We start from the raw sequence: 24,564 nt of genomic DNA on the forward strand, positions 1-24,564 counted from the left end.
AAAACGCCCCCCCGGGGCGTTTTTTTTGCCTGGGCCGAGCCCGCAAAGCGGGGCAGCCAGATCAGCCGCGAGCTTTTTCGATGATCTCGATGTACTCCGGCGCATTGCGCTGGTCGGCTATGGCCTCGGCGAAGGTCTTGCCATGTTCGTCCTTGCCATCCAGATCGTAGCCGGCCGACACGAAGAAACCGACGTAACGCTCGAAGTCGTCGACGCGCAAACCACGGTAGCCTTTGATCAGCTTGTGATGCGAAGGCGAGGTCAGGCCATCGGCCGGTTCGAACTGCAGGAACGTCTTGATGTACTCGTCGCTGATCTCGTCACCAATCACTTGTTTCTTGTCTTTACGCATCGCCGACTCCAACTGGACCATCACGGACATTTTCGAAGGCCGGCAGTGTACCCCCCGGCGACGGCGAGCCTCAACGCGTACGTACGGTACCGGTGTGCAGGTCGGCCCAGATATGGCCGTTGGCATAGGTGAGGAACTGTACGTAGAGCGTCTCGTTACGCAGCAGGTCGATGATCACCCGATAGTCGGCCAACGGATAGTTGAGCGTCAGCGTGCGGGCCTTGTCGTCGTACACCGGTTTCTTCAGGCTCTTGCCGCCCTCGCCGTCGAAATTGAGCAGGACCTGGCCAATGGTCGAGCCCTTGCTCAGCGGCTTGCCCTTCAGGCGCACCTGCAAGGAAGAGGTGATCGGGATCGGCTGCTGGTCGGACTGGCGCTGGGTGCCGACCACCACGCTGTAGTCGGTGACCTGCAGCAGTTGCTGGCTGACCGGTGCTTCCTGGCGCAGTGAGAGGTCGTCGGGCGGGAGGAACTGGCTGTGCAGCGGCGCGGCGGCAAGCGGCAGGCTCACCGCCAGCAGGAGGGGGACGATCGCACGCATGTGGGGCTCCTTGGCATGAGCAGGCACTCTACGCACAGGCCCTGTCGCGGAGCAAGCCCGGTCCTGAGGTGAGGGCGCGGGCTCAAGATTGGCACGCTCAATCGAACTGCGCGCGCATCCAGGCGTGATACTCGGCAACGGCCGCTTCACCTTCACGCGGCGCCCAATGAGCGTGCTCCCCCTCGCCCACCGGCCGGTACGGCCCGGCCTTGCACTCGAACATGACGCTGTCGGCCTCGAGCACCACCAGGCCATGGTAGGTGCCAGGCACCAGGTCGACCCCAAGACACTCGCCGCCCGCTTGCAGCACACGTTTGTCGGTGACCTGTCCCAGGTCATCGAAAATCAGCAAACCCAAGCGCCCTTTCAGGACGATCAAGACCTCGGCCTTGTCGTCACTCAGGTGCCTGTGCGGCGGGATATAGGTAGCTGGCTGCAAGCCCACCGCCATGCGGTGGCAGGGCTCTTCCATCTGGTGGAAGTTGTGGTGCTGGCGGCCACGCGGACTCTCGGCGGCCTTTTGTGCCAGCCCGACGAACAACGACTGATCGAGGAACGCAGGCTGGCGCATGCTCACATCCCCTTGACGGCGAAGAGGCCGTTGGCGTTGCGCCAGTAACCCTTGTAGTCCATGCCGTAGCCGAAGACGTAGCGATCGACGCACGACAAGCCGGTGTAGGTGGCCTTCAGGTCCGGACTGGCCTTGCGGTCGTGGTCCTTGTCGATCAGCACCGCGGTGTGCACGGCGCGGGCGCCGGCGTGCTTGCAGAACTCGATGATGGCGCTGAGGGTGTGCCCTTCGTCGAGGATATCGTCGACGATCAGCACGTCGCGGTCGATGAACGACACTTCCGGCTTGGCCTTCCAGAACAGCTCGCCACCGCTGGTGGTGTTGCGGTAGCGGGTGGCGTGCAGGTACGAGGCTTCAAGCGGGAACTGCAGGTGGGTCAGCAGTTTGCCGGAGAAGATCAGGCCACCGTTCATCACGCAGAAGACCACCGGGTTCTTGTCGTGCAGGTCCTTGCAGATCTGTTTACCGACCTCGGCGATGGCGGCCTCGACCTCGGCTTCGTTGTACAGGCAATCAGCCTCGCGCATCACTTGACGGATATGCTCGAGATCGGCGGACATGGCGCTCTCCAGGGGGTGCGTTTTGGAAAAGCGGGCAAAGGTACGCATCCGCTCGTCCCAGATCAAGCCTTTATGGACTAACGTGCACAATGACTGCACGACATCAAGGACTGAATAGATTAATCTAGCGCGGTTTTTTTGCCCGCCTCCCGGAGCCCTCCCCCTATGCCTACTCGTGAGATCCGCCATCCGCTGATCCGCCACAAGCTCGGCCTGATGCGCCGTGCCGATATCAGCACCAAGAATTTTCGCGAACTCGCCCAGGAAGTCGGTGCACTGCTGACCTATGAAGCCACACAGGACCTGCCGCTCGAAACCTACGAGATCGACGGCTGGTGCGGCAAGGTGCAAGTCGAGAAAATCGCCGGCAAGAAGATCACCGTAGTGCCGATCCTGCGCGCCGGCATCGGCATGCTCGACGGCGTGCTCAGCCTGATCCCCGGCGCCAAGGTCAGCGCCGTGGGCGTGGCCCGCAACGAGGAAACCCTCGAGGCCCATACCTACCTCGAGAAGCTCGCGCCGGACATCAACCAGCGCCTGGCCTTGATCATCGACCCGATGCTGGCCACCGGCAACTCGATGGTCGCCACCATCGACCTGCTGAAAAAAGCCGGCTGCAAGGAAATCCGCGCCATGGTCCTGGTCGCGGCGCCCGAAGGCATCGAAGTGGTGGAAAAAGCCCACCCGGACGTGCAGATCTACACCGCCTCGATCGACCAGCGCCTCAACGAGCACGGCTACATCGTGCCGGGCCTGGGTGATGCCGGCGACAAGATCTTCGGCACCAAGCAGAAGGACGCCTGACCATGCAGGACGGCTTCAACGACCCGCTCTGGCGCCAGGTCGTTTCGGGCGCGCAGATGCTCTTCGTGGCATTCGGCGCGCTGGTGCTGATGCCGCTGATCACCGGCCTCGACCCCAACGTGGCACTGTTCACCGCCGGCATCGGCACCCTGCTGTTCCAGCTGGTCACAGGCCGTCAGGTCCCGGTGTTCCTGGCCTCGAGCTTCGCTTTCATCACCCCGATCATCCTCGCCAAGGGCCAGTTCGGCCTGGCCGAGACCATGGGCGGCGTCATGGCGGCAGGCTTCGTGTACACCTTCATGGGCCTGATGGTGAAGATCAAGGGCACCGGCTTCATCGACCGCATGCTGCCGCCGGTGGTCATCGGCCCGGTGATCATTTCCATAGGCCTGGCCATGGCGCCGATCGCCGCCAACATGGCGATGGGCAAGGGTGGTGACGGTGCTGCGCTGATGCCGTACAAGACCGCCATGCTGATCTCCATGCCGGCACTGCTGACCACGCTGATCGTGGCCGTGTTCGGCAAAGGCATCTTCCGCCTGGTACCGATCATCTCCGGCGTGCTGGTGGGCTTCGCGCTGTCGTTCGCCTTCGGCGTGGTCGACACTGCCAAGATCGCCGCGGCCCCATGGCTGGAACTGCCCAACTTCACAGCGCCAGCCTTCAACTGGCAGGCCATTCTGTTCATCGTGCCCGTAGCCCTGGCCCCGGCGATCGAACACATCGGCGGGGTGATTGCGGTGGGCAGCGTGACCGGCCGCGACTACCTGAAAAAGCCCGGCCTGCACCGCACGCTGCTTGGTGACGGCCTGGCCACCACGGCAGCCGGCCTGTTCGGCGGCCCGCCCAACACCACCTACGCCGAAGTGACCGGCGCGGTGATGCTGACCAAGAACTACAACCCGAAGATCATGACCTGGGCGGCGGTATTCGCCATCACCCTGGCCTTCATCGGCAAGTTCGGCGCATTGCTGCAGAGCATTCCGGTGCCGGTGATGGGCGGCATTCTCTGCCTGTTGTTCGGTTCGATCGCCGCAGTGGGCATGAACACCATGATCCGCCACAAGATCGACCTGGCCGAGGCCCGCAACCTGGTGATCGTGTCGGTGACCCTGGTGTTCGGTATCGGCGGCGTGCTGATCGGCAGCGGTGACGGCCCGGACGATTGGGGCCTGAAGGGCATCGCCCTGTGCGCCGTGGTGGCCATTGCCCTGAACCTGATCCTGCCGGGCAATGATGGCTGGAAGAACAAGAAACTGGATGATCAGTTGCCTTGAATGACCAAGTAGTTGCACCCATGTGAGAGCGGGTTTGTCCCGCGATGGCTAAGCCCAGGCCATCGCCTTCGCGGGGCAAGCCCGCTCCCACGCAGCATCACGGATTCCCGCTCAGGCCTTCTCGCACAGTCCCGCCAGCACTCTCACCCACTCTGGGTGATCGTTAAGGCACGGCACCAACACTAGCTCCTTGCCGCCGGCCTCGATGAACTGCTCACTGCCGCGCATGCCGATCTCTTCCAGCGTCTCGATGCAATCGGCGACAAACGCCGGGCACATCACCAGCAACTTCTTCACCCCCGCCTTGCCTAGCTCGTCAAGACGCGTTTCGGTATACGGCTCGATCCACTTGGCTCGGCCCAGACGCGACTGGAACGACACCGACCACTTGCCCTCGGGGATGCCCATCTTCTCGGCGAACGCCCTGGCCGTGGCCAGGCACTGGCCGCGATAGCACACCGCGCGCATCTCGGCGCTGGCGTCCTTGCAGCAGTCGGCCGCCTGGAAGTCATGGTTGCCGGTGGGGTCGAGCTTTTTCAGGTGCCGTTCGGGCAGGCCATGGAAGCTCAGCAACAGGTGATCGTAGTCCTGCTCCAGGTACGGGCGGGCGCTGGCAGCTAATGCCTCGATATAGTCGGGATGATCGTAGAACGGCTGGAGCACGCGGGTCTGCAAGGGCAGCCGGCGCTCGGCGATGGTCTGCTTGGCCAGCTCCACCACCGTAGTCACGGTACTGTCGGCGAACTGTGGATAAAGCGGTGCCAACGTCACCTTGCGCACACCTTGCGTGGCCAGGCGCTCGAGCACGTCAGGCAGTGCTGGCTCGCCATAGCGCATGGCGATCTCCACCGGGCCATGGGGCCAATGCTCGAGCATCGCCTGGCGCAGGCGGCGGGTCAGCACCACCAGGGGCGAACCTTCATCCCACCAGATCGAGCCGTAAGCATGGGCCGACTGCTCCGGCCGCTTGATCAGGATCAGCGACACCAGCAACCGCCGCACCGGCCAGGGCAGATCGATCACATAGGGGTCCATCAGAAACTGGTTGAGGTAACGGCGCACGTCGGCTACCGAGGTGGAAGCCGGCGAACCCAGGTTGACCAGCAGCAGGGCATGATCAGTCATGCAGCGTCCTATGTCAGAGGCGGCTGGACAGGTTGTCCAGGGCCGATTGCAGATCGTTGAAACGGAACGTGAAGCCCGCCGCCAACAGGCGTACAGGGCGGGCACGCTGGCCACCAAGCAGTAGCGTCGACAGCTCGCCGAGCACGGCCTTGAGCAGCAGCGCCGGCGTCGGCATGAACGCCGGACGATGCAAGGTGCGCCCCAGGCGCTTGGCGAACTCGCGATTGCGCACCGGCTCCGGCGCGCAGGCATTATAGGGACCGCTGGCCTCGTTGTGCTGCATGAGAAAATCAATCAGGGCGATTTGATCATCGATATGCACCCAGGGCATCCACTGCCGGCCATCGCCCAGAGGCCCGCCCAGGCCCAGTTTGTAGGGCAGTCGCAGGCGCGACAAAAAGCCGCCATCGGCCGCCAGCACCAGGCCAGTTCGCACCAGCACCACGCGGATCCCCAATGCCTGTGCACGCAGGGCGGTCTCCTCCCAGGCGATGCACAGCTGGCTGGCGAAATCCTCCTTCACCGGGGCCGAGTTCTCCGTGAGTTCGCGCTCACCGCCGTCGCCGTACCAACCCACCGCAGAGCCGGAAATCAGCACCGACGGCCGCTGCTCACGGCTATCCAGCCAGGCCAGCAACTGTTCGGTTAGGGACACCCGACTGGCCCAGAGCAGGGTCCGGCGCGCCGCAGTCCAGGGGCGATCGGCGATCGGCGCGCCGGCCAGGTTGATGACTGCATCCACTGGGTCGTCCTTGGCGATATCGTCCAGCCGCGCAACACCACGCACTCCAGTGCCACAGATTTTCGCCACCTGTTCAGGCCTGCGGCTCCAGACAGTCAGCCGATGCCCCTGGCCCCGCCACAGTTGGCACAGGTGTTGGCCGATAAGGCCGGTACCGCCGGTCAGCAATATATGCATGGCTGTGTCCTCACACTTGGCGGCCGTGGTCTATTTTTAAGATCAAGGCACTTTTTTGACTGATCGCTCTCGGATAAACATAGGCCACCTGCCTATCGAGCGGAATAACCTTATACAAACATTGTGCATTGTACAGGTTTGCCTGGCAGCGTACGCTGCGTGAAGCTAGGTTCGAAGAGGCCATCATGACAGTACCCATCGCCATCATCGGAGCCGGTATCGCCGGCCTGTCCGCAGCCCAGGCCCTGCAGAAGGCCGGGCAGACCGTCCACTTGTTCGACAAGGGCCATGGCAGCGGCGGCCGCATGGCCAGCAAGCGCAGCGATGCCGGGGCCCTCGACCTGGGTGCACAATACTTCACTGCCCGTGACCGGCGCTTCGTCGAGCAGGTCCAGCACTGGGTCGCCTCGGGCTGGGCCGCGCAGTGGAAACCGCAGCTGTACAACTACCGAGATGGCGAACTGACGCCCTCCCCGGACGAACAGGTCCGCTGGGTCGGCGTGCCGCGCATGAGCGCCATCACCCGCGGCTTGCTCAAGGATGTCACGGTCAACTTCGGCTGCCGCATCGCCGAAGTGTTCCGCGGTAAGCAGTACTGGCATTTGCAGGACACCGAAGGCTGCAGCCATGGACCGTTCAGCCGAGTGGTGATCGCTGTGCCGGCCCCCCAGGCCACACCGCTGCTGGCCGCCGCACCGAAACTCGCGGCGGTCGCCGCAGGCGTGCAGATGGAACCCACCTGGGCCATCGCCCTGGGCTTCGAGACACCACTCGACACGCCGATGCAGGGCTGTTTCGTACAGGCCAACCCGCTCGACTGGCTGGCTCGTAACCGTAGCAAGCCAGGCCGGGACGCACACCTCGATACCTGGGTACTGCACGCCACGTCCGACTGGAGCAAACAGCACATCGACCTGGCCAAGGAAGAGGTGATTGAACAACTGTGGGGTGCATTCGCCGAAATGCTCAGCTGCTCGGTGCCCGCGCCTACCTTTGCCCTCGCCCACCGCTGGCTGTACGCCCGCCCCGCGGTCAACCACGAGTGGGGCACGCTGGCCGATGCCGACCTGGGTTTGTATGCCTGTGGCGACTGGTGCCTGTCCGGGCGCGTCGAAGGTGCCTGGCTCAGCGGCCAGGAAGCCGCCAGGCGACTGCTGGAGCACCTCGAATAGTCGCGCTGAAAACTTATACAAAAATTTCGCTTGTATAAGTTTTCATCTGTGCTGAAATTAACTTGTACAAATTTTTCAGCCTGTACAAGTATTTCGGAGACCGCGATGAACGCTCCCCTTTCCAGCCGCAAGCCACGCTTGGCCATCAGTGCCTGCCTGACTGGCCTGAATGTGCGCTACAACGCTGGCCATAAAGCCTCCAGCCTGTGTCTGGACCTGCTCGATGAACATTTCGACTGGGTACCGTTGTGCCCTGAAGTCGCCATCGGCCTGGGAACCCCGCGCGAGCCGATTCGTCTGGTCGGTGATCCCGAACATCCGGTGGTCACCGGCACGCTCAACAGCACCACCGACTTCACCGGCCCGCTACGCGAATACGGCGAGCAAATGGCCGAGCAGATCGACGACATCTGCGGCTACATTTTCATGCAGAAATCGCCGTCTTGCGGGCTTGAACGAGTGAAGGTCTATCAGGATGAAGGCCGTCCTGCGCAGCGGGCTGGACGGGGGGTGTACGCTGCGGCGTTCTGTGCCCGGCGCCCGGATCTGCCGGTCGAGGAAGAGGGGCGTCTGCACGATCCGGTACTGCGGGAGAACTTCATTGCCCGGGTCTACACTTACGCCGACTGGCAATCACAACTGCGTCAGGGCCTGAGCCGAGGCGCGCTGACCCGCTTTCATGCGCGCTACAAGTACCTGCTCATGGCCCACAACCCACAGGCCTATCGCAGCCTCGGCCGCCTGCTTGGCAGCTTGAACCGGGACGATGATCCCGCGCACATCGGTAGCCAATACTTCAGCCAGCTGATGCAGGCGCTGCGTCGCTGCGCCAGCCGCGGCACCCACGGTAACGTGCTGCAGCACCTGAGCGGCTATCTGCGCAATGACCTGGATCGAGCCGACAAGGCTGAACTGCAACAGCTCATCGGCCAATACCAGAAAGGCGTGGTGCCACTGGTCGTGCCGTTGACCCTGCTCAAGCACCACTTGCGCAACCATCCCGATCCCTACCTCATGCAGCAGGCGTACCTGCAACCCCATCCGGAAAACCTTGGATTACGCAATGCCATCTGACGAACTGCTGCCCATCGGCGAGGTAGCGCGACTCACCGGCGTCAATCCGGTCACCTTGCGCGCGTGGGAGCGTCGCTACGGCCTTATCAAGCCCCAGCGCACTCCCAAGGGCCATCGCCTCTATTCCCAAGACCAGGTGCAAAGGGTCCAGGCCGCGTTGTGCTGGTTGGAGCGCGGCGCCGCAATCAGCCAGGTGCGCGAGCTGCTGGACGGCTCAACGAACACTCCGCCAACCCTCCAGGGCGAATGGGGTGAACGTATCGAGCAAATGATCACGGCAACTACACGCCTGGCCCAGCGCCCCTTGGACCAACTACTGAACCAGATGATGGCCCTCTACCCTGCCGTGACCGTCTGTGAACGCCTGCTCTTGCCGCTACTAGAGGCACTCACATCGCGCTGGCAAACCCATTTCGACGGCCGTCTCGAGCAGGTCTTTTTCCATACCTGGCTGCGCAGCAAGCTGGGCGCCCGTGTTTATCACGATGGCCAATCACTAACCGGCCCCTGCATACTGCTCGCCCGCACCGACGATACCCCCTTTGACACGGAGTTCTGGCTCTGCGCCTGGCTGCTGAGCAGCAATGGCCATCACCTGGAGATTCTCGAGTGGTCCGTCGAGCCTCGCCAGCTGCGCCTGGCCGTGGATCGACTGCGACCGCATACGCTGCTGCTGCATCTCGGGCGGCGTCCAGACCTGACCGCATTGGGGCGAGCACTTCGGGAAACCAACGTGAAGAAACTCCTGGGCGGTAGCACGGTCACTCTTCATGAAGCTGAGCTTCGTGCCCTGCCGCTGACCGACCTGCATCTGTTCGACAGCCCGCAAGCCGCCTTGCGCCGCTTCCAGCAACCCTGACCAATCGTGGACCCGTTCTCCATGCAACTGATCTGGCTACGCAGTGACCTGCGTATCGACGACAACACCGCCCTGGCGGCAGCCTGCCAGCGCGGCCCGACCATGGCCCTGTGGATCGCCAGCCCCGGGCAATGGCTGGCCCATGACGACGCGCCCTGCAAGGTCGACTTTTGGCTGCGCAACCTGCGGCTGCTGCGCCAGTCGCTGGAGGCGCTGAACATTCCACTGCTGGTTCGCCAGGTCTCCACTTGGGCGGATACGCCTCGATGCGTGCTCGAAGTCTGCCGCCAGCACGGCATCGAAGCCGTGCACTGGAATGACGAGTACGGTATCAACGAGGCGCAACGCGACGAGGCCACGCGTGAGTCATTGCAGCGAGCAGGGGTCGAGGCCACCGGCCATCTCGACCAGTTGTTGTTCCAGCCCGGCACTGTGCTGACCCGTGGTGGTCAGTATTTCCAGGTATTCAGCCAGTTCAAACGGGTCTGCCTCGAACACCTGCACCGTGCCCTGCCGCCCCTAGCCCCAACGGTACAGCGTCAAGAGGCCTTGGGCATCCGTAGTGACGCCATTCCCGAGCACATTGAAGGCTTCGAGAGTCCTACCCAAACCTTGCGCGATTGCTGGCCTGCGGGTGAGAAGGAAGCTCGCCAGCGGTTGCAGCGCTTCATCGACGAAATCGTCGAAGACTACGCGCAATTGCGCGACCTGCCCGCCAAGGCCGGAACCAGCCAGCTTTCGCCCTATCTCGCTGCGGGCGTGATTTCGCCACGCCAGTGCCTGCACGCGGTCCTGGCGAGCAACCGAGGCGAGTTCGACAGCGGCAGCGCGGGCGCTCAGACATGGGTCAACGAGCTGCTATGGCGTGAGTTCTACAAGCACACACTGGTGGGTTACCCCCGCGTCTCGCGGCATCGCGCCTTTCGCCTCCACACCGAGGGATTGGCTTGGCGCGATGCGCCCGCCGATCTGCAAGCCTGGAAGGAGGGCCGCACGGGCTTTCCTATCGTCGATGCTGCCATGCGCCAGTTACTGGACACCGGTTGGATGCACAACCGCTTACGCATGATTGTCGCGATGTTCCTCAGCAAGAACCTGTTGATCGACTGGCGGCATGGCGAACGGCATTTCATGCGGCATCTGATAGACGGCGACTTAGCCGCCAATAACGGCGGGTGGCAATGGAGCGCATCGACCGGCACCGACGCCGTGCCGTATTTCCGGATATTCAACCCTGTTACTCAGTCACAACGCTTCGACCCCAATGGCGCGTTCATTCGTCGCTGGCTGCCCGAACTGCAAGCCAGGGACGACAAATCGATTCACTACCCAGTGATATCTGCCGATCTATTTGCTACAAATCTTTACGCCAACCCGATAGTCGATCTCGAAAGTAGTCGCCAACGCGCATTGGAAGCTTTCAAAAGCTTGTCCAGCTGGCAGGATCAGGGGCATAAACCATGACACGTCGATTCTGGATTACAGGAGCCGGCCACGGACTCGGCCTGGCCTTGGTGGAAGAGTTGCTCGCACAGGGACACACGGTGACCGCCAGTGGCAAGGATAGCCAGGAACTCCATACCCTGGGCCAAGGTTACGGCACACGCTTGTTGCGCCTTTCCGGCCCCTTGCAGGACGCCAGCCATCAGCTTCGAGCCCAATCGGATGCGCTGGATGCATTGATCATCAATGCTGGGACCTGCGATTACCTGCCAGACAATCTGGCGGATAAAGATCTATTCGAGCAGATCGCCAGCAGCAACCTGCAAGCTACTCACCAGTGCCTGGCCGCCGCGCTGCCTTTGCTGGCCAAAGGCAAGAAGCCTCAGGTCATGGCCATCCTCAGCCGCTATTCGGCCCTGCAACTGTTCGAGCCGAACCAGCCGCTCACTGGCGGCAACAGCCTGCCGACCTGGTTGAATGAGCAGCGCGCCACCTTGCAAACGCTGGGTATCGATCTGACCGTCGTGGCGCCGCAGTTGCTGAAAAGCCCTGTGACCTCGGCACAGGCTGTACCTGAACCCTGGTCGGCGCAAAGTGCTGCGCAAGAGTTGCTGTCGCGCCTGGAACAGCGCCAACCCCAGCTGGTGCTGGAAGTGCTCAAGCCCAGCGAACTGTGGCCACTGCCAGAGAACAGCTGACAGCGTGATTCAAGGCACGAAGCGCTGCACGCTGCCGGGCTGGTTCCACAGCAGCGGCAGCACCTGCTCCAAGCTGCCTGGCTCGCTACTGCTCCAGAACGCCGTCGCCTGCGCCGGTCCGTCGCTGAGGAGTTCACGAGCGCCCAGCAAGCGCTGCAGTTGTCGCGCCACGGCAGCACCGGTGTCAATGATCGCCACATCCGCCGGCACCATTTCCGCCAGCATGGGCCGCAAAAACGGATAGTGGGTGCAGCCCAGGATCAGCGTATCGCATCCAGCCGCCAGCAAAGGTTTCACGTAGCCCGACAACAATTGGCGCAACTGCTCGCTGACCAGGTCACCCGCCTCGATGCGCTCGACCAAACCCGGGCACGGCTGGGTAATCACTTGCACGTCATTGGCGAAGCGATCAAGCAACGCGGCGAACTTGGCACTCTGCAGGGTGCCGGTGGTTGCCAGCACACCGACAACGCCGGAACGGGTCGCTGCCGCCGCCGGCTTGACCGCCGGCTCCATCCCCACCAACGGCCAGTCCGGGTACAGCTCACGCAGGTCGGCCACTGCCGCCACTGTGGCGGTGTTGCATGCCAACACCATGGCTTTGGCGCCTTGCTCGCGGAAGAATTCGGCAATGTGACGCAGGCGCCGACGGATGTAGTCCGGGGATTTTTCGCCATACGGCACATGGCCGCTGTCGGCGACATACAGCAACGACTCGCTGGGCAGCAGGCGCTGGATTTCGGCTAGTACCGACAAGCCGCCAACACCGGAGTCCATCACGCCAATAGGCGCCAAACGCTCAGCCATGACGGCTGGCGCACACGGCGCAGGCTGGGTCGCGCTTGACCCGCAGCTCGCGCATGCGCGTACTCAATGCATCAATCAGCAACAGGCGCCCCACCAATGGCTCGCCAAACCCTGCCAGCAACTTCAAGGCCTCCAGCGCCTGCAGGCTGCCGACCAAACCTACCAAAGGGCCAATCACCCCGGCCTCGCTGCAAGTCAGTTCGGCCTCGCTGCCATGACCATACAGGCAGTGGTAGCAAGGACTGGTGTCGCGACGGGTGTCGAACACCGACAACTGGCCCTCGAGGCGGATCGCCGCGCCGCTGACCAGCGGTTTGCCAGCGGCGACGCAGGCGGCGTTGACCGCCTCGCGGGTGCCGAAGTTGTCGGAGCAGTCCAGCACCACGTCCACCGCCGCCACGGCGACGGCCAGCGAATCCTCGTCCAGCGCCTGGCGATGGGTAACCAGGCTGACTTGCGGGTTGATCGCCTGCAACCTCCTGATTGCCGAATCGACCTTGCTCATGCCGACGCTGTCGCTGTCGTGGATCACCTGTCGCTGCAGGTTGGTCAAGTCGACGGTGTCGAAGTCGGCCAGATGTAGCTCACCGACACCCGCCGCCGCGAGGTACAGCGCCACCGGCGAGCCCAGCCCGCCCAGGCCGATGACCAGGGCCTTGCTGTGTTTCAGACGCAACTGACCGTCGATATCCACCTGCGACAACAAGATCTGCCGGCTGTAGCGCAAAAGCTCCTGGTCGCTCAACATGGCAGACGTCCCAGGCTGATGCGTTCATGGCCACCCAGGTCGACCCGGCTGACCACCTCGGTGAAGCCGCCGCTCACCAGCAATGCACGTACCGCGGCGGATTGATCATACCCATGCTCGAGCAGCAGCCAGCCACCAGGCAATAGGTGCCCTGGCGCCTGGGCCACGATCACGCGCAGATCGTCCAATCCGTCTTCACCGGCCACCAGTGCGCTACTGGGCTCGAAACGCACGTCACCGGCCACCAGATGCGGATCGGCGGCGCGGATATAGGGCGGGTTGCTGAGGATCAGGTCAAAGCGCTCACCGGCGAGGGCGTCGAACCAGTGGCTGACAAGCACCTGGACATTGCCCAGACCCAGGCGCTGGCGGTTGCGCTCGGCCAGGGCCACGGCCTCGTCGATACGGTCCACCGCCATCACCTGCCAACCAGGACACTCGCTGGCCAGGGCCAGGGCGATGGCCCCAGTACCGGTGCCCAGGTCGAGCACCCGGGCGGGCTTGGGCGAAACCAGCTCCAGGGCGGTCTCCACCAGCAGCTCGGTGTCCGGACGCGGGATCAGCGTGTGCGGCGCCACTTCCAGGTCCAACTTCCAGAACCCCTGCTGGCCAAGGATATAGGCCACCGGTTCACCGGCGCGACGGCGCTCGAGGTAGCCGGCGAAGGCGGCTGCCGCCTCGCTGCTGACGATGCGCTCGGGCCAGGTGTGCAGGTAGCTGCGCGACTTGCCCAGGGCCGCAGCCAGGAGCAACTCGGCGTCCAGCCGTTCGGTCGGTGAGTCCGGCAACTGTGCGTTGCGCAACAAGCTGGCGATGATGGTCATTTCAGTCCCCCAGGGCAGCCAGCTGATCGGCCTGGTATTCGGCCAGCAACGGTTCGATCACCGCGTCCACACCGCCGGCGAGAATATCGTCGAGCGAATAAAGGGTGAGGTTGATGCGATGGTCGGTAACCCGTCCCTGTGGGTAATTGTAGGTGCGGATGCGCTCGGAGCGATCGCCCGAGCCGACCAGCAGCTTGCGCTCGCTGGCGATGGCGTTCTGCGCGGCGCTGGTCTGCATGTCGTTGAGCTTGGCCGACAGCCAGGACATGGCGCGGGCACGGTTCTTGTGCTGCGAACGTTCTTCCTGGCACTCGACCACAATGCCGGTGGGCAAGTGGGTGATACGGATCGCCGAATCGGTCTTGTTGACGTGCTGGCCGCCGGCACCGGATGCGCGGTAGGTGTCCACGCGCAGGTCGGCCGGGTTGATCTCGATCGCCACCTGCTCGTCGGGCTCGGGCAACACCGCCACGGTGCAGGCGGAGGTATGGATACGGCCTTGCGACTCGGTTTCCGGCACACGCTGCACACGGTGCGCGCCGGACTCGAACTTCAGCTTGCCGTAGACGCTATCCCCTTCGACCCGGGCGATGATTTCCTTGTAGCCACCGTGCTCGCCTTCGTTCTCGGAGAGGATCTCCAGGCGCCAGCCGCGCTTCTCGGCATAGCGCGAGTACATGCGGAACAGGTCGCCGGAGAAGATCGCCGCCTCGTCGCCACCGGTGCCGGCACGGATTTCCAGGAACACGTTGCGCCCGTCGTTGGGGTCCTTGGGCAGCAGCATGCGCTGCAGCTGCGACTCCAGGCCCACCAACAGCTCCTTGGCTTCACGCACTTCCTCCACCGCCATCTCGCGCAGATCGGGATCGGCGTCTTTGAGCAGCGCCTGGGCGCCTTCAAGGTCGTCCTGGACCTTGCGCCATTCTTTATAGGCCCCGATGACCGGTTCCACTTCGGCATATTCACGGGAATAGGCGCGAAAGCGCGTCTGGTCGGAAATGACTTCGGCATCACCGAGCAGCGCGGTGAGTTCCTCGAAGCGGTCCTGGAGCGTGTCCAGTTTGTTCAGCAGCGACGCTTTCATTGCGGGGATTTGTCCGTCGAGCCCTCGTCGAGGGCGAAGAGTTCCTGGGCCATGGCCAGCGCATCGAGGCGGCCTTCGGCGGAGAGCTTTTTCAGTTGTACGCTGGGTGCATGCAATAGCTTGTTGGTCAGACCCCGGGCCAGTTGCATGAGCACGTCCTCGGGGTTGCCGCCGTTGGCCAGCAGGCGCTGGGCCTTTTGCAGTTCCTCGTCGCGTAGGCGCTCGCTCTGTTGGCGATAGGCCTTGAGCACGTCCACCGCCGCCAGCTCACGCAGGCGCACCATGAAATCATCCGCGCCGGCCGAGACCAGCTCCTCGGCGGCCTGGGCGGCGCCCTGACGACTTTTGAGGTTTTCCGCGACCACTTCATGCAGGTCATCGACGGTATAGAGGTAGACGTCGTCCAGCTCGCCGACCTGCGGCTCGATGTCTCGCGGCACGGCGATGTCGACCATGAAGATCGGCTTGTGCCGGCGCTGTTTCAGCGCACTCTCCACCGCGCCCTTGCCCAGGATCGGCAATTGGCTGGCGGTGGAACTGATGACGATGTCGCTATTGGCCAGCTCCTGCGGGATGTCCGCCAGCAGCACCGCATGGGCACCGAACTGCTCGGCGAGGATACTGGCGCGCTCCAGGGTACGGTTGGCCACGACGATACGGCGCACGCCCTGCTCGTGCAGATGGCGGGCGACCAGGGTGATGGTCTCGCCGGCGCCAATCAGCAGCGCCTGGCTGCGGCCCAGGTCGGAGAAGATCTGTTTGGCCAGGCTCACTGCGGCAAACGCCACCGACACCGGGTTCTCGCCGATGGCGGTATCGGTGCGCACCTGCTTGGCGGCGCTGAAGGTGGCCTGGAACAGGCGCCCAAGCAACGGGCCGACGGTGCCGGCCTCGCGCGCCACGGCGTAGGCCGACTTCATCTGGCCGAGGATCTGCGGCTCACCGAGCACCAGCGAATCGAGGCCGGAGGCCACGCGCATCATATGCCGGACCGCGTCGTGCTCCTCGTGGACATAGGCACTGGCGCGCAGCTCGTCGAGGCTCAGCTGGTGATAGTCGGCCAGCCATTGCAGCACGGCATCGGCGGCAAGGTGGTCCTGTTCTATATAGAGTTCGCTACGGTTGCAGGTCGACAGGATCGCCGCTTCGCGGCTGGCGGTCAGTCGGCACAGCTGCTGCAGGGCATCGACCAGCTGCTCGGGCGTAAACGCCACGCGCTCGCGTACGTCTACCGAGGCAGTCTTATGGTTGATACCAAGGGCAAGAAAGGCCATGCAAGATCGCTGGTTGGGACGTGAAGCCGATAATTGTCCTACTTCGCAGGTTTTAGAACAACCACCGTTCGCTATCGTGCTAATGCGGCCAGGCTATCGGCTGTCCTGCCACCCTCTATCTGCCTTTGGCTTTGGCTTTGGCTTTGGCTTTGGCTTTGGCTTTGGCTTTGGCTTTGGCTTTGGCTTTGGCTTTGGCTTTTTAGAGCGTGTGTATTGAAAGCTGTATGCGCATTCATTCGCTGCGGCGACTCACAGTCACCTTTCCGCCCTTACGGCGGGTTATTTTGGACGGCCAAAGTAACCAAAGCCGCCCGGCTCCATTCATCCGGCCCCTACGCTTCGCTCCGGGGTCCCCTCACTCCGGCCTTGCTCCCGGGAGGACCGCGCTGAACGCCCCATCCTGGGGCGCAGCGCTTGACGGGCATCCATGCCCGTCACCTCCCTCCGCAAGACCTGCGTTCGGCCTCCTGAAGTCGCAATTGGCATTGCCTGAACTACCGCGCGCTTAGAAGCAAAAGCAAAAACAAGGGCAAGGGGCAAGGGCAGGATGCCGTGGAGTGGTTGCGAACCACCGCTCCGGCTCATTGTCCCTATACTCCGAAGCACCGCTTCACACCACGACCTTCGCAGGTGGGTTTGCCATCGCGCTTGTGTCATCATGCTCCGACCGCCGGTTTAGCCTCTTTATAAGCCTCTATGAACAAATCCTACGCATTGCTGCTTGCCCTCGCCCTGCTTCAAGGCTGCCAGAGCCTGGCCCCGAAGACGGACGTCCAGACGCCCGCCGCCGACGCCGGCAAGAGCGCGGAAAAGCCCGTGGTGTACGGATCGTTCAAGCAGGACACCCTGTACAGCCTGCTGGTGGCGGAGCTGGCCGGCCAGCGCAACCGCTTCGACATCGCCCTGGCCAACTACGTCGACCAGGCCGAGAAGACCCAGGACCCGGCCGTCTCCGAACGCGCCTATCGTATCGCCGAGTACCTGGGCGCCGACGAACCGGCCCTGGACACCGCGCTGATCTGGGCCCGCAACGACCCGCAGAATCTCGACGCCCAGCGCGCCGCCGCCATCCAGCTAGCCCGTGCCGGACGCTACGACGACTCCATGACCTATATGGAAAAGGTGCTGCAAGGCCAGGGCGACACCCACTTCGACTTCCTCGCCCTGTCGGCCGCCGAGACCGACCAGCACACCCGCGACGGTTTGATGCAAAGCTTCGACCGCCTGCTGGTGAAATACCCCGACAACGGTCAGCTGGTATTCGGCAAGGCCCTGCTTCTCAACCAAGACGACAAGCCACAACAGGCCCTCGACCTGCTCGAGACCCACCCACCGCAGAATGGCGAGATTGCACCGATGTTGCTGCGCGCCCGCCTGTTGCAAGCCCTGGACCGCGGCCCCGAGGCCCTGCCACTGCTGCGTAGGGCGATTCGCGACAACCCTGAAGACAAGCGTCTGCGCCTGACCTACGCGCGCACCTTGGTCGAGCAGGACCGCATCAATGACGCCAAGGCCGAATTCGAGAGCCTGCTGCAGCAGTATCCGGAAGATGATGAGATCCGCTACTCGCTTGCCCTGGTATGCCTGGAAACCAAGCACTGGGACGAAGCCGAAGGCTACCTGCAGGAGCTTGTCGAACGGGACGCCAATGTCGACGCCGCCCACCTCAACCTCGGCCGCATCCGCGAAGAACGCAGCCAACCCGCCGCTGCCCTGCGCGAGTACGCCCTGGTCGGGCCCGGCCCAGACTACCTGCCGGCGCAACTGCGACAGGCCGATATCCTCATTGCCAACGGACGTAGCGCCGAAGCCTCGAAGCTGCTCGGCGAAGCCCGTGCGGCACAGCCGGACTACGCTATCCAACTGTACCTGATCGAAGCAGAAAGCCTGGGTAACAACGGCAAGGAGGCCCAGGCATCTCAAGTGCTGGAGCAGGCGATCAAACGTTACCCGGATGACCTCAACCTGCTCTATACCCGCGCCATGCTCGCAGAGAAGCGCAACGACCTGGCACAGATGGAAAAAGACCTGCGCACCATCATCGCCCGCGAGCCGGAAAACGCCATGGCTCTCAACGCCCTGGGCTACACCCTGGCCGACCGCACCACCCGCTACGGCGAAGCCAAGGCGCTGATCGACAAAGCCCACCAGCTCACCCCGGACGACCCGGCCGTGCTCGACAGCCTGGGCTGGATCGCCTATCGCACGGGCAACCTCGAGGAAGCCGAGCGCCAGCTGCGCCTGGCCTTCGAACGCTTCCCCGATCATGAAGTCGCCGCCCACCTGGGCGAAGTCCTCTGGGCCAACGGCAAGCGCCGCGAAGCCCGCCAAGTCTGGGCCAAGGGCTTCGAAGCCCAGGCCGACAGCCCCATCCTGCGCAAGACCCTGTTGCGCCTGACCGGATCCGAGAGCCTGTAAACCATGCTTCTGCGTCATTGCATCACCTTCACCCTCATCGCCCTGCTCGCCGGCTGCGCTGGCTTCGGCAGCAAGGAAGCCGTACAGGGCCAGGGCAACCCGCAGCTGTGGCGCGAGCACAAGCAGCAGCTGGGCAGCCTCGACGGCTGGCAGATCAACGGCAAGGTCGGCATCCGCGCCCCGCGTGATTCGGGCAGCGGCACGCTGTTCTGGCTGCAACGCCAGGACTACTACGACATCCGCCTGGCCGGCCCCCTGGGCCGCGGCGCGGCACGCCTGACCGGGCGCCCCGGCGGCGTGGTGCTGGAAGTCGCCAACCAGGGCCGCTACGAGGCCGCTAACCCCGAGGCCCTGCTGGAAGAGCAACTGGGCTGGCGCCTGCCGGTGTCGCACCTGGTCTGGTGGGTGCGCGGCCTGCCCGCCCCGGACAGCAAGAGCCAGCTGACCCTCGACGGCGACAGCCGCCTGGCCAGCCTCGCCCAGGACGGCTGGAAGGTTGAATACCTGAGCTATGTGGAGCAGAACGGCTACTGGCTGCCCGAGCGCCTGAAGCTGCACGGCGAGAACATCGACGTGACCCTGGTGGTCAAGGACTGGCAGCCACGCCAGCTGGGGCACTGATTCGATGCAAAAGCTGACACTGCCTGCTCCGGCCAAGCTCAACCTGTGGCTGCACATCACTGGGCGCCGCGCCGATGGTTATCACGAGCTGGAAACCGTGTTCCAGTTTCTCGAGCATGGCGACGAACTGAGCTTCGCCCTGCGCGACGATGGCCAGATCTGCCTGCGCACGGAAATTGACGGCGTGCCCCACGACAGCAACCTGATCGTTCGCGCGGCGCGGATGCTGCAGACCCAGTCCGGTACCCAGCTCGGCGCCGACATCTGGCTAAACAAGGTACTGCCCATGGGAGGCGGTATCGGAGGCGGCAGCTCTGACGCGGCGACCACCCTGCTGGCACTTGCGCACTTGTGGCAACTGGACTGGGACGAAGACCGCCTGGCGACCCTGGGCCTTTCGCTCGGCGCCGATGTGCCGGTGTTCGTCCGTGGCCATGCTGCCTTTGCCCAGGGTGTCGGCGAGCAACTTACCCCGGTCGACCCCGCCGAACCCTGGTATGTCGTACTGGTACCGCAAGTGTCTGTCAGCACAGCGGAAATTTTTTCGCATCCAGAGTTGACACGTGATTCCCTCCCCCTTAAGATGCGCCCCGTTCCCGAGGGAAACAGTCGAAATGACTGCCAACCGGTGGTAGAGCAAGGTTACCCTGAAGTTCGCAATGCGTTGATTTCACTGGGTAAATTTACCGAAGCTCGAATGACCGGCACTGGAAGCTGTGTGTTTGGGGCCTTCCCAAGCAAAGCCGAAGCTGATAAAGTTCTGGCCCTTCTTTCAGAGACCCAAACAGGGTTTGTGGCGAAAGGAAGCAATGTTTCGATGTTGCATCGCAAGCTGCAAAGTCTGATCAAGAAGTCGAGTTCATAAGAATTCGCAGCAACAGATACAGGGGCGTCGCCAAGCGGTAAGGCAGCAGGTTTTGATCCTGCCATGCGTTGGTTCGAATCCAGCCGCCCCTGCCATTTCTTATACTCATCCAGGTTACCCTCAGCCTTCAGGTACTGCGCGTGTCCAAGATGATGGTCTTCACGGGGAATGCTAACCCCGATCTGGCTCGGCGTGTCGTACGTCAGCTGCATATTCCACTGGGTGATGTTTCTGTCGGTAAGTTCTCCGACGGCGAAATCAGTGCTGAAATCAACGAAAATGTCCGCGGTAAAGACGTCTTCATCATTCAGCCCACCTGTGCCCCAACCAACGACAATCTGATGGAACTGGTAGTGATGGCCGACGCCTTCCGCCGCTCCTCAGCGTCGCGAATCACCGCCGTGATTCCTTACTTCGGATACGCCCGCCAGGACCGCCGTCCGCGTTCGGCACGTGTAGCCATCAGCGCCAAAGTCGTCGCTGACATGCTCACTGTCGTAGGTATCGACCGTGTACTCACCGTCGACCTGCACGCTGACCAGATCCAGGGTTTCTTCGATATCCCCGTCGACAACATCTACGGCTCGCCCGTACTGGTCGACGACATCGAAGACCAGCGTTTCGAGAACCTGATGATCGTTTCCCCAGACATCGGTGGCGTGGTGCGTGCTCGCGCCGTCGCCAAGTCCCTGGGCGTCGATCTCGGGATCATCGACAAGCGCCGCGAAAAGGCTAACCACTCCGAGGTTATGCACATCATCGGCGACGTCGAAGGACGCACCTGCATCCTGGTAGACGACATGGTCGACACCGCTGGCACCCTGTGCCACGCGGCCAAGGCCCTGAAAGAACACGGTGCTGCCAAGGTTTACGCCTACTGCACGCACCCTGTCCTGTCGGGCCGCGCGATCGAGAACATCGAGAAGTCGGTACTGGACGAGCTGGTGGTGACCAACACCGTTCCGCTGTCCGCCGCGGCTCAAGCCTGTGACCGTATCCGCCAGCTGGATATCGCACCGGTTGTCGCTGAAGCGGTACGCCGCATCAGCAACGAAGAATCGATCAGCGCGATGTTCCGCTAAGCGGAACATGTGTTGATATGAAGCGCCCCGCCCCAGCTTTCGTTGGGGCGGGGCTTTTTTGCCATCCCCGTTGGCGCTGGTCGCAAACGCCCTCGGGGGGCTATTTTGGAGAAGCAAAATGACTGATTTCATCCTGAACGCCCAAGCGCGTACTGACCTGGGGAAAGGTGCGAGCCGCCGCCTGCGTCACTCCGCCAACATCCCTGCCGTTGTCTACGGTGGCGATAAAGAAGCCCAGTCCCTGACCATCGTGGCCAAGGAAATCGCCAAGCTGTTCGAAAACGAAGCTGCCTTCAGCCACGTTATCGAACTGAACGTCGATGGCGCCAAGCAGAACGTCGTGGTCAAGGCCATGCAGCGTCACCCGGCCAAAGGCTTCATCATGCACGCCGACTTCGTTCGCGTCGTTGCTGGCCAGAAGCTGACCGCCAAGGTTCCGGTTCACTTCGTCGGCGAAGAAGCCCCGATCAAGAAAGGCGGCGAGATCTCCCACGTCGTTTCCGAGATCGAAGTTTCCTGCGAAGCCAAAGACCTGCCTGAGTTCATCGAAGTCGACCTGTCCAAGGCCGAAGTCGGCACCATCATCCACCTGTCGGACCTGAAAGCTCCGAAAGGCGTAGAGTTCGTCGCTCTGGCCCACGGTGATGACAAAGCTGTTGCCAACGTCCACGCCCCGCGCGTTGCCGCTGAAGCTGCTGAAGGCGCTGCCGAGTAATCCACTCGCACGCCGGCGTTGATCGGGTTACAGTGCCGCGCGCACCGTAACCCACCAACTCCAAGGAAGAGCCCCTGACGTGACCGCCATCCAGTTGATCGTCGGCCTGGGTAACCCCGGCCCCGAATACGAACAGACCCGGCATAACGCAGGGGCTCTTTTCGTTGAACGCCTCGCCAGCGCCCAGCGCGTCTCGCTGTCCGCTGACAAAAAGTATTTCGGCCTGACGGCTAAGTTCAGCCATCAAGGCAACGATGTTCGTTTGCTGATCCCCACCACCTACATGAACCGCAGCGGCCAGTCCGTGGCGGCTCTGGCGAATTTCTTCCGCATCAAGCCGGAAGCTATCCTGGTGGCGCACGACGAACTCGACCTGCCCCCCGGCGTCGCCAAGCTCAAGAGAGGCGGCGGCCATGGTGGGCACAACGGCCTGCGCGACATCATCGCGCAGCTCGGCAACCAGAACGACTTCCACCGCCTGCGGCTTGGCATCGGCCACCCGGGTGACGCCAAACTGGTCTCCAACTTCGTCCTGGGCCGCGCGCCGCGCGCCGAGCAGGAGAAGCTCGACGCCAGCATCGATTTTGCCCTCGGCGTGATGCCCGACGTGCTTGCCGGCGACTTCGCCAAGGCGATGCGCGAACTGCACAGCCAGAAGGCCTGACACTTTTAGATAGGGGAATACCCATGGGTTTCAATTGCGGCATCGTCGGCCTGCCCAACGTCGGCAAGTCCACCCTGTTCAACGCCCTGACCAAGTCCGGCATCGCGGCGGAGAACTTCCCCTTCTGCACCATCGAGCCGAACAGCGGCATCGTGCCGATGCCCGACGCACGCCTGGCCGCGCTGGCCGAGATCGTCAAGCCGAACCGCATCCTGCCGACCACCATGGAGTTCGTCGACATCGCCGGCCTGGTCGCTGGCGCCTCGAAAGGTGAAGGCCTGGGCAACAAGTTCCTCGCCAACATCCGCGAGACCGACGCCATCGCCCACGTGGTGCGCTGCTTCGAAGACGAGAACGTGATCCACGTTTCCAACAGCGTCGACCCCAAGCGCGACATCGAGATCATCGACCTCGAACTGATCTTCGCCGACCTCGACAGCTGCGAGAAGCAACTACAGAAGGTCGCCCGCAACGCCAAGGGCGGCGACAAAGATGCCCTGGCACAGAAGGCCATCCTGGAAAAACTGATCCCGCACTTCACCGAAGGCAAGCCGGCACGCAGCCTCATGAAGAACATGGCTGACGACGAAAAAGCCGTCATCCGCGGTTTCCACCTGCTGACCAGCAAGCCGGTGATGTACATCGCCAACGTTGCCGAAGATGGCTTCGACAACAACCCGCACCTGGACGTGGTCAAGGCCATCGCCGAGGAAGAAGGCGCGGTGGTGGTACCGGTGTGCAACAAGATCGAAGCCGAGATCGCCGAGCTCGACGACGGTGAGGAGAAGGACATGTTCCTCGAGGCCCTGGGCCTGGAAGAGCCTGGCCTGAACCGCGTGATCCGCGCCGGCTACGAGCTGCTCAACCTGCAGACCTACTTCACTGCCGGCGTGCAGGAAGTGCGTGCCTGGACCGTGCGCGTGGGCGCCACCGCGCCGCAGGCGGCCGGCGTCATCCACACCGACTTCGAGAAAGGCTTCATCCGCGCCGAAGTGGTGGCCTATGACGACTTCATCCAGTTCAAGGGTGAGAGCGGTGCCAAGGAAGCCGGTAAATGGCGCCTTGAAGGCAAGGACTACATCGTCAAGGACGGCGACGTGATGCACTTCCGCTTCAACGTCTGATGCAGCGCTCCTGAAAAAACCCGCTTCGGCGGGTTTTTTTTCGCCCACAGAAAAGCCTTACAACCCCCGCCCGCAAAGACCGACATGCATATCGGCAATTCTTTATGCATAAATATTTCCACTTTCGCATTGACTGCATATGCATTGATGCATAATCTGAATCTCGAACCGGACAGCAACCGGTTGTTACACAGGCAGCGATGAACAGGCCTCGACTGTTCAGAGGGTTGGCAACTGGCCCGGGTGTGCAGCGTAAAGCACCACGATCAGTTATCCGGCGGGCACACGGCCGCGGTCGGAGTCACCAATTCGAAGCGCAACCGCATGGCGTCACCAGTCGTGGCCAGCGGTGACCACGCGCATTACTGAAAAGCCTGCACGGCGGGCTTTTTGGAATGCCGCCCTCAGAGCCAGAAACTCTCACACGAGTACTCAACGATGATTTATTCAGGCAACCCCGCCCCGAGGTCAGCCCCATGAACCAGTTGAAAGCACTGACCAGCTACCTGCTCGAACGCAAGCTGGTGCCCGCTGAACAACTGCATGCCGGGGCGCAGCAACTCGACCTGCAACTGGCCTGGACACAGACCGAGCTGGGTCTGCACATGGGCAACCTGCGCTACCGCGCCCTGTTCGATCTCGACGACTACAGCGGCCATCCCGGACGCCTGATGGCCCTCGCCGGGAGTTGGCTGGAAGCCAAAGACCCCGGGCGCCATCTGTTCGCCCTTCCGGCACCGACGCTCACCGTCAAGCAGAAGGCCCCAGGCAGCGACTTGCTGGATGTGTCGCTGGCTCTGGAGTTCGTCGAGCCCCTTTACCTGACCGAGGACGCAACCGGAGAAATCGAGGTCTTCGGCAAGACCTGGTCATTCCAGCCCCATGACCTGTGGGTCGCCGAACAAGGCGATGTGGTCGTGCAGGGCAGCCCTCTCCCCTGACC

At 62.9% G+C, this 24,564-nt stretch carries 27 protein-coding genes and 1 tRNA gene; 17 read left to right on the forward strand and 11 right to left on the reverse strand.

The window, feature by feature from the left end:
* Window positions 1-61: 61 nt before the first annotated feature.
* The 4 genes from OH705_RS06120 to OH705_RS06135 form a co-directional block, all read right to left on the reverse strand.
* Entirely contained in the window at window positions 62-352 is a 291-nt protein-coding gene (locus OH705_RS06120; RefSeq protein ID WP_023630752.1) for a PA4642 family protein, read from the reverse strand.
* 70 nt (window positions 353-422) lie between these two features.
* Window positions 423-893, reverse strand: a complete 471-nt coding sequence (locus OH705_RS06125) for a hypothetical protein (RefSeq protein WP_023630751.1) — start codon at window positions 891-893, stop codon at window positions 423-425.
* A gap of 97 nt (window positions 894-990) precedes the next feature.
* Complete coding sequence (locus OH705_RS06130) at window positions 991-1,464, reverse strand: WbuC family cupin fold metalloprotein (protein WP_023630750.1); 474 nt, start codon at window positions 1,462-1,464, stop codon at window positions 991-993.
* A 2-nt stretch (window positions 1,465-1,466) separates the two neighbouring features.
* Window positions 1,467-2,024: a hypoxanthine-guanine phosphoribosyltransferase gene (locus tag OH705_RS06135; RefSeq protein WP_023630749.1), complete on the reverse strand. Its 558-nt coding sequence runs from the start codon at window positions 2,022-2,024 to the stop codon at window positions 1,467-1,469.
* Between the two features lie 165 nt (window positions 2,025-2,189).
* Between OH705_RS06135 and upp the strand changes: the two genes are divergently transcribed.
* Window positions 2,190-2,828 (forward strand): uracil phosphoribosyltransferase, encoded by a 639-nt coding sequence (gene upp, locus OH705_RS06140; RefSeq protein ID WP_023630748.1) that lies wholly within the window; start codon window positions 2,190-2,192, stop codon window positions 2,826-2,828.
* Window positions 2,829-2,830: 2 nt separating this feature from the next.
* Window positions 2,831-4,105 (forward strand): uracil-xanthine permease family protein, encoded by a 1,275-nt coding sequence (locus OH705_RS06145; protein ID WP_038707351.1) that lies wholly within the window; start codon window positions 2,831-2,833, stop codon window positions 4,103-4,105.
* Window positions 4,106-4,216: 111 nt separating this feature from the next.
* Here the strand turns inward: OH705_RS06145 and hemH are convergent, their stop codons facing one another.
* On the reverse strand, window positions 4,217-5,230 hold the full coding sequence (hemH, locus tag OH705_RS06150) for a ferrochelatase (RefSeq protein WP_267301411.1): 1,014 nt from the start codon (window positions 5,228-5,230) through the stop codon (window positions 4,217-4,219).
* A 13-nt stretch (window positions 5,231-5,243) separates the two neighbouring features.
* Window positions 5,244-6,149 carry a TIGR01777 family oxidoreductase gene (locus tag OH705_RS06155; RefSeq protein ID WP_267301412.1) on the reverse strand — a complete coding sequence of 302 codons (906 nt, stop codon included), beginning with the start codon at window positions 6,147-6,149 and terminating at the stop codon, window positions 5,244-5,246.
* A 185-nt stretch (window positions 6,150-6,334) separates the two neighbouring features.
* Between OH705_RS06155 and OH705_RS06160 the strand changes: the two genes are divergently transcribed.
* From OH705_RS06160 to OH705_RS06180, 5 genes are all read left to right on the forward strand, one after another.
* The gene (locus OH705_RS06160; protein WP_023630156.1) at window positions 6,335-7,321 is read left to right on the forward strand and encodes an NAD(P)/FAD-dependent oxidoreductase; all 987 of its coding nucleotides are present in this window, start codon (window positions 6,335-6,337) and stop codon (window positions 7,319-7,321) included.
* Between the two features lie 105 nt (window positions 7,322-7,426).
* On the forward strand, window positions 7,427-8,395 hold the full coding sequence (locus OH705_RS06165; protein WP_023630155.1) for a YbgA family protein: 969 nt from the start codon (window positions 7,427-7,429) through the stop codon (window positions 8,393-8,395).
* Window positions 8,385-9,254, forward strand: coding sequence for a MerR family transcriptional regulator (locus OH705_RS06170; RefSeq protein WP_110604437.1), 870 nt, complete (start codon window positions 8,385-8,387; stop codon window positions 9,252-9,254). The genes OH705_RS06165 and OH705_RS06170 overlap by 11 nt, the downstream gene beginning before the upstream one ends.
* Before the next feature lie 21 nt (window positions 9,255-9,275).
* Complete coding sequence (phrB, locus tag OH705_RS06175) at window positions 9,276-10,718, forward strand: deoxyribodipyrimidine photo-lyase (RefSeq protein ID WP_023630153.1); 1,443 nt, start codon at window positions 9,276-9,278, stop codon at window positions 10,716-10,718.
* Window positions 10,715-11,395 carry an SDR family NAD(P)-dependent oxidoreductase gene (locus OH705_RS06180; protein ID WP_263159303.1) on the forward strand — a complete coding sequence of 227 codons (681 nt, stop codon included), beginning with the start codon at window positions 10,715-10,717 and terminating at the stop codon, window positions 11,393-11,395. The genes phrB and OH705_RS06180 overlap by 4 nt, the downstream gene beginning before the upstream one ends.
* 9 nt (window positions 11,396-11,404) lie before the next feature.
* Here the strand turns inward: OH705_RS06180 and murI are convergent, their stop codons facing one another.
* From murI to hemA, 5 genes are read right to left on the reverse strand one after another with little or no spacing between them, the layout of a single operon-like run.
* Window positions 11,405-12,202 carry a glutamate racemase gene (gene murI / locus OH705_RS06185; protein ID WP_094010297.1) on the reverse strand — a complete coding sequence of 266 codons (798 nt, stop codon included), beginning with the start codon at window positions 12,200-12,202 and terminating at the stop codon, window positions 11,405-11,407.
* A complete protein-coding gene (locus OH705_RS06190; protein ID WP_094010298.1) occupies window positions 12,195-12,950 on the reverse strand; it encodes a molybdopterin-synthase adenylyltransferase MoeB in 756 nt (251 codons plus the stop codon). Before OH705_RS06190 ends, murI begins: the two co-directional genes overlap by 8 nt.
* Window positions 12,944-13,774, reverse strand: coding sequence for a peptide chain release factor N(5)-glutamine methyltransferase (gene prmC / locus OH705_RS06195; protein ID WP_038707350.1), 831 nt, complete (start codon window positions 13,772-13,774; stop codon window positions 12,944-12,946). Before prmC ends, OH705_RS06190 begins: the two co-directional genes overlap by 7 nt.
* Window position 13,775: 1 nt before the next feature.
* Entirely contained in the window at window positions 13,776-14,858 is a 1,083-nt protein-coding gene (prfA, locus tag OH705_RS06200) for a peptide chain release factor 1 (protein ID WP_023632111.1), read from the reverse strand.
* Complete coding sequence (hemA, locus tag OH705_RS06205; protein ID WP_038707349.1) at window positions 14,855-16,132, reverse strand: glutamyl-tRNA reductase; 1,278 nt, start codon at window positions 16,130-16,132, stop codon at window positions 14,855-14,857. Before hemA ends, prfA begins: the two co-directional genes overlap by 4 nt.
* Here hemA and OH705_RS06210 point away from each other — a divergent pair.
* The 10 genes from OH705_RS06210 (at window position 16,131) to OH705_RS06255 (ending at window position 24,562) form a co-directional block, all read left to right on the forward strand.
* Window positions 16,131-16,349: a hypothetical protein gene (locus OH705_RS06210; RefSeq protein WP_267301420.1), complete on the forward strand. Its 219-nt coding sequence runs from the start codon at window positions 16,131-16,133 to the stop codon at window positions 16,347-16,349. The two genes, hemA and OH705_RS06210, sit on opposite strands and share 2 nt — an antisense overlap.
* A gap of 479 nt (window positions 16,350-16,828) precedes the next feature.
* Complete coding sequence (locus OH705_RS06215) at window positions 16,829-18,550, forward strand: tetratricopeptide repeat protein (RefSeq protein WP_267301422.1); 1,722 nt, start codon at window positions 16,829-16,831, stop codon at window positions 18,548-18,550.
* A gap of 3 nt (window positions 18,551-18,553) precedes the next feature.
* Entirely contained in the window at window positions 18,554-19,171 is a 618-nt protein-coding gene (gene lolB / locus OH705_RS06220) for a lipoprotein insertase outer membrane protein LolB (RefSeq protein ID WP_094010299.1), read from the forward strand.
* 4 nt (window positions 19,172-19,175) lie between these two features.
* Complete coding sequence (ispE, locus tag OH705_RS06225; RefSeq protein ID WP_267301423.1) at window positions 19,176-20,036, forward strand: 4-(cytidine 5'-diphospho)-2-C-methyl-D-erythritol kinase; 861 nt, start codon at window positions 19,176-19,178, stop codon at window positions 20,034-20,036.
* Window positions 20,037-20,056: 20 nt separating this feature from the next.
* Window positions 20,057-20,131, forward strand: a tRNA-Gln gene (locus OH705_RS06230).
* 45 nt (window positions 20,132-20,176) lie between these two features.
* On the forward strand, window positions 20,177-21,118 hold the full coding sequence (locus OH705_RS06235; protein ID WP_016391678.1) for a ribose-phosphate pyrophosphokinase: 942 nt from the start codon (window positions 20,177-20,179) through the stop codon (window positions 21,116-21,118).
* A gap of 118 nt (window positions 21,119-21,236) precedes the next feature.
* On the forward strand, window positions 21,237-21,833 hold the full coding sequence (locus OH705_RS06240) for a 50S ribosomal protein L25/general stress protein Ctc (RefSeq protein ID WP_011532196.1): 597 nt from the start codon (window positions 21,237-21,239) through the stop codon (window positions 21,831-21,833).
* 79 nt (window positions 21,834-21,912) lie between these two features.
* Window positions 21,913-22,497 (forward strand): aminoacyl-tRNA hydrolase, encoded by a 585-nt coding sequence (gene pth, locus OH705_RS06245; RefSeq protein WP_023629555.1) that lies wholly within the window; start codon window positions 21,913-21,915, stop codon window positions 22,495-22,497.
* A gap of 23 nt (window positions 22,498-22,520) precedes the next feature.
* On the forward strand, window positions 22,521-23,621 hold the full coding sequence (gene ychF / locus OH705_RS06250; RefSeq protein WP_023629554.1) for a redox-regulated ATPase YchF: 1,101 nt from the start codon (window positions 22,521-22,523) through the stop codon (window positions 23,619-23,621).
* 476 nt (window positions 23,622-24,097) lie between these two features.
* Window positions 24,098-24,562, forward strand: coding sequence for a phage tail protein (locus OH705_RS06255; RefSeq protein ID WP_267301426.1), 465 nt, complete (start codon window positions 24,098-24,100; stop codon window positions 24,560-24,562).
* Window positions 24,563-24,564 lie beyond the last annotated feature (2 nt).

Origin of the sequence: Pseudomonas sp. BJa3, from assembly GCF_026343815.1 — a bacterium.
Classification (GTDB): domain Bacteria; phylum Pseudomonadota; class Gammaproteobacteria; order Pseudomonadales; family Pseudomonadaceae; genus Aquipseudomonas; species Aquipseudomonas soli.

Excerpts from the sequence above, each read along its gene's own strand:
- OH705_RS06120 (WP_023630752.1), bottom strand. The coding sequence starts at position 352 with ATGCGTAAAGACAAGAAACAAGTGATTGGTGACGAGATCAGCGACGAG.
- OH705_RS06125 (WP_023630751.1), bottom strand. The coding sequence starts at position 893 with ATGCGTGCGATCGTCCCCCTCCTGCTGGCGGTGAGCCTGCCGCTTGCC.
- OH705_RS06130 (WP_023630750.1), bottom strand. The coding sequence starts at position 1,464 with ATGCGCCAGCCTGCGTTCCTCGATCAGTCGTTGTTCGTCGGGCTGGCA.
- OH705_RS06135 (WP_023630749.1), bottom strand. The coding sequence starts at position 2,024 with ATGTCCGCCGATCTCGAGCATATCCGTCAAGTGATGCGCGAGGCTGAT.
- upp (WP_023630748.1), top strand. The coding sequence starts at position 2,190 with ATGCCTACTCGTGAGATCCGCCATCCGCTGATCCGCCACAAGCTCGGC.
- OH705_RS06145 (WP_038707351.1), top strand. The coding sequence starts at position 2,831 with ATGCAGGACGGCTTCAACGACCCGCTCTGGCGCCAGGTCGTTTCGGGC.
- hemH (WP_267301411.1), bottom strand. The coding sequence starts at position 5,230 with ATGACTGATCATGCCCTGCTGCTGGTCAACCTGGGTTCGCCGGCTTCC.
- OH705_RS06155 (WP_267301412.1), bottom strand. The coding sequence starts at position 6,149 with ATGCATATATTGCTGACCGGCGGTACCGGCCTTATCGGCCAACACCTG.
- OH705_RS06160 (WP_023630156.1), top strand. The coding sequence starts at position 6,335 with ATGACAGTACCCATCGCCATCATCGGAGCCGGTATCGCCGGCCTGTCC.
- OH705_RS06165 (WP_023630155.1), top strand. The coding sequence starts at position 7,427 with ATGAACGCTCCCCTTTCCAGCCGCAAGCCACGCTTGGCCATCAGTGCC.
- OH705_RS06170 (WP_110604437.1), top strand. The coding sequence starts at position 8,385 with ATGCCATCTGACGAACTGCTGCCCATCGGCGAGGTAGCGCGACTCACC.
- phrB (WP_023630153.1), top strand. The coding sequence starts at position 9,276 with ATGCAACTGATCTGGCTACGCAGTGACCTGCGTATCGACGACAACACC.
- OH705_RS06180 (WP_263159303.1), top strand. The coding sequence starts at position 10,715 with ATGACACGTCGATTCTGGATTACAGGAGCCGGCCACGGACTCGGCCTG.
- murI (WP_094010297.1), bottom strand. The coding sequence starts at position 12,202 with ATGGCTGAGCGTTTGGCGCCTATTGGCGTGATGGACTCCGGTGTTGGC.
- OH705_RS06190 (WP_094010298.1), bottom strand. The coding sequence starts at position 12,950 with ATGTTGAGCGACCAGGAGCTTTTGCGCTACAGCCGGCAGATCTTGTTG.
- prmC (WP_038707350.1), bottom strand. The coding sequence starts at position 13,774 with ATGACCATCATCGCCAGCTTGTTGCGCAACGCACAGTTGCCGGACTCA.
- prfA (WP_023632111.1), bottom strand. The coding sequence starts at position 14,858 with ATGAAAGCGTCGCTGCTGAACAAACTGGACACGCTCCAGGACCGCTTC.
- OH705_RS06210 (WP_267301420.1), top strand. The coding sequence starts at position 16,131 with ATGCAAGATCGCTGGTTGGGACGTGAAGCCGATAATTGTCCTACTTCG.
- hemA (WP_038707349.1), bottom strand. The coding sequence starts at position 16,132 with ATGGCCTTTCTTGCCCTTGGTATCAACCATAAGACTGCCTCGGTAGAC.
- OH705_RS06215 (WP_267301422.1), top strand. The coding sequence starts at position 16,829 with ATGAACAAATCCTACGCATTGCTGCTTGCCCTCGCCCTGCTTCAAGGC.
- lolB (WP_094010299.1), top strand. The coding sequence starts at position 18,554 with ATGCTTCTGCGTCATTGCATCACCTTCACCCTCATCGCCCTGCTCGCC.
- ispE (WP_267301423.1), top strand. The coding sequence starts at position 19,176 with ATGCAAAAGCTGACACTGCCTGCTCCGGCCAAGCTCAACCTGTGGCTG.
- OH705_RS06240 (WP_011532196.1), top strand. The coding sequence starts at position 21,237 with ATGACTGATTTCATCCTGAACGCCCAAGCGCGTACTGACCTGGGGAAA.
- ychF (WP_023629554.1), top strand. The coding sequence starts at position 22,521 with ATGGGTTTCAATTGCGGCATCGTCGGCCTGCCCAACGTCGGCAAGTCC.
- OH705_RS06255 (WP_267301426.1), top strand. The coding sequence starts at position 24,098 with ATGAACCAGTTGAAAGCACTGACCAGCTACCTGCTCGAACGCAAGCTG.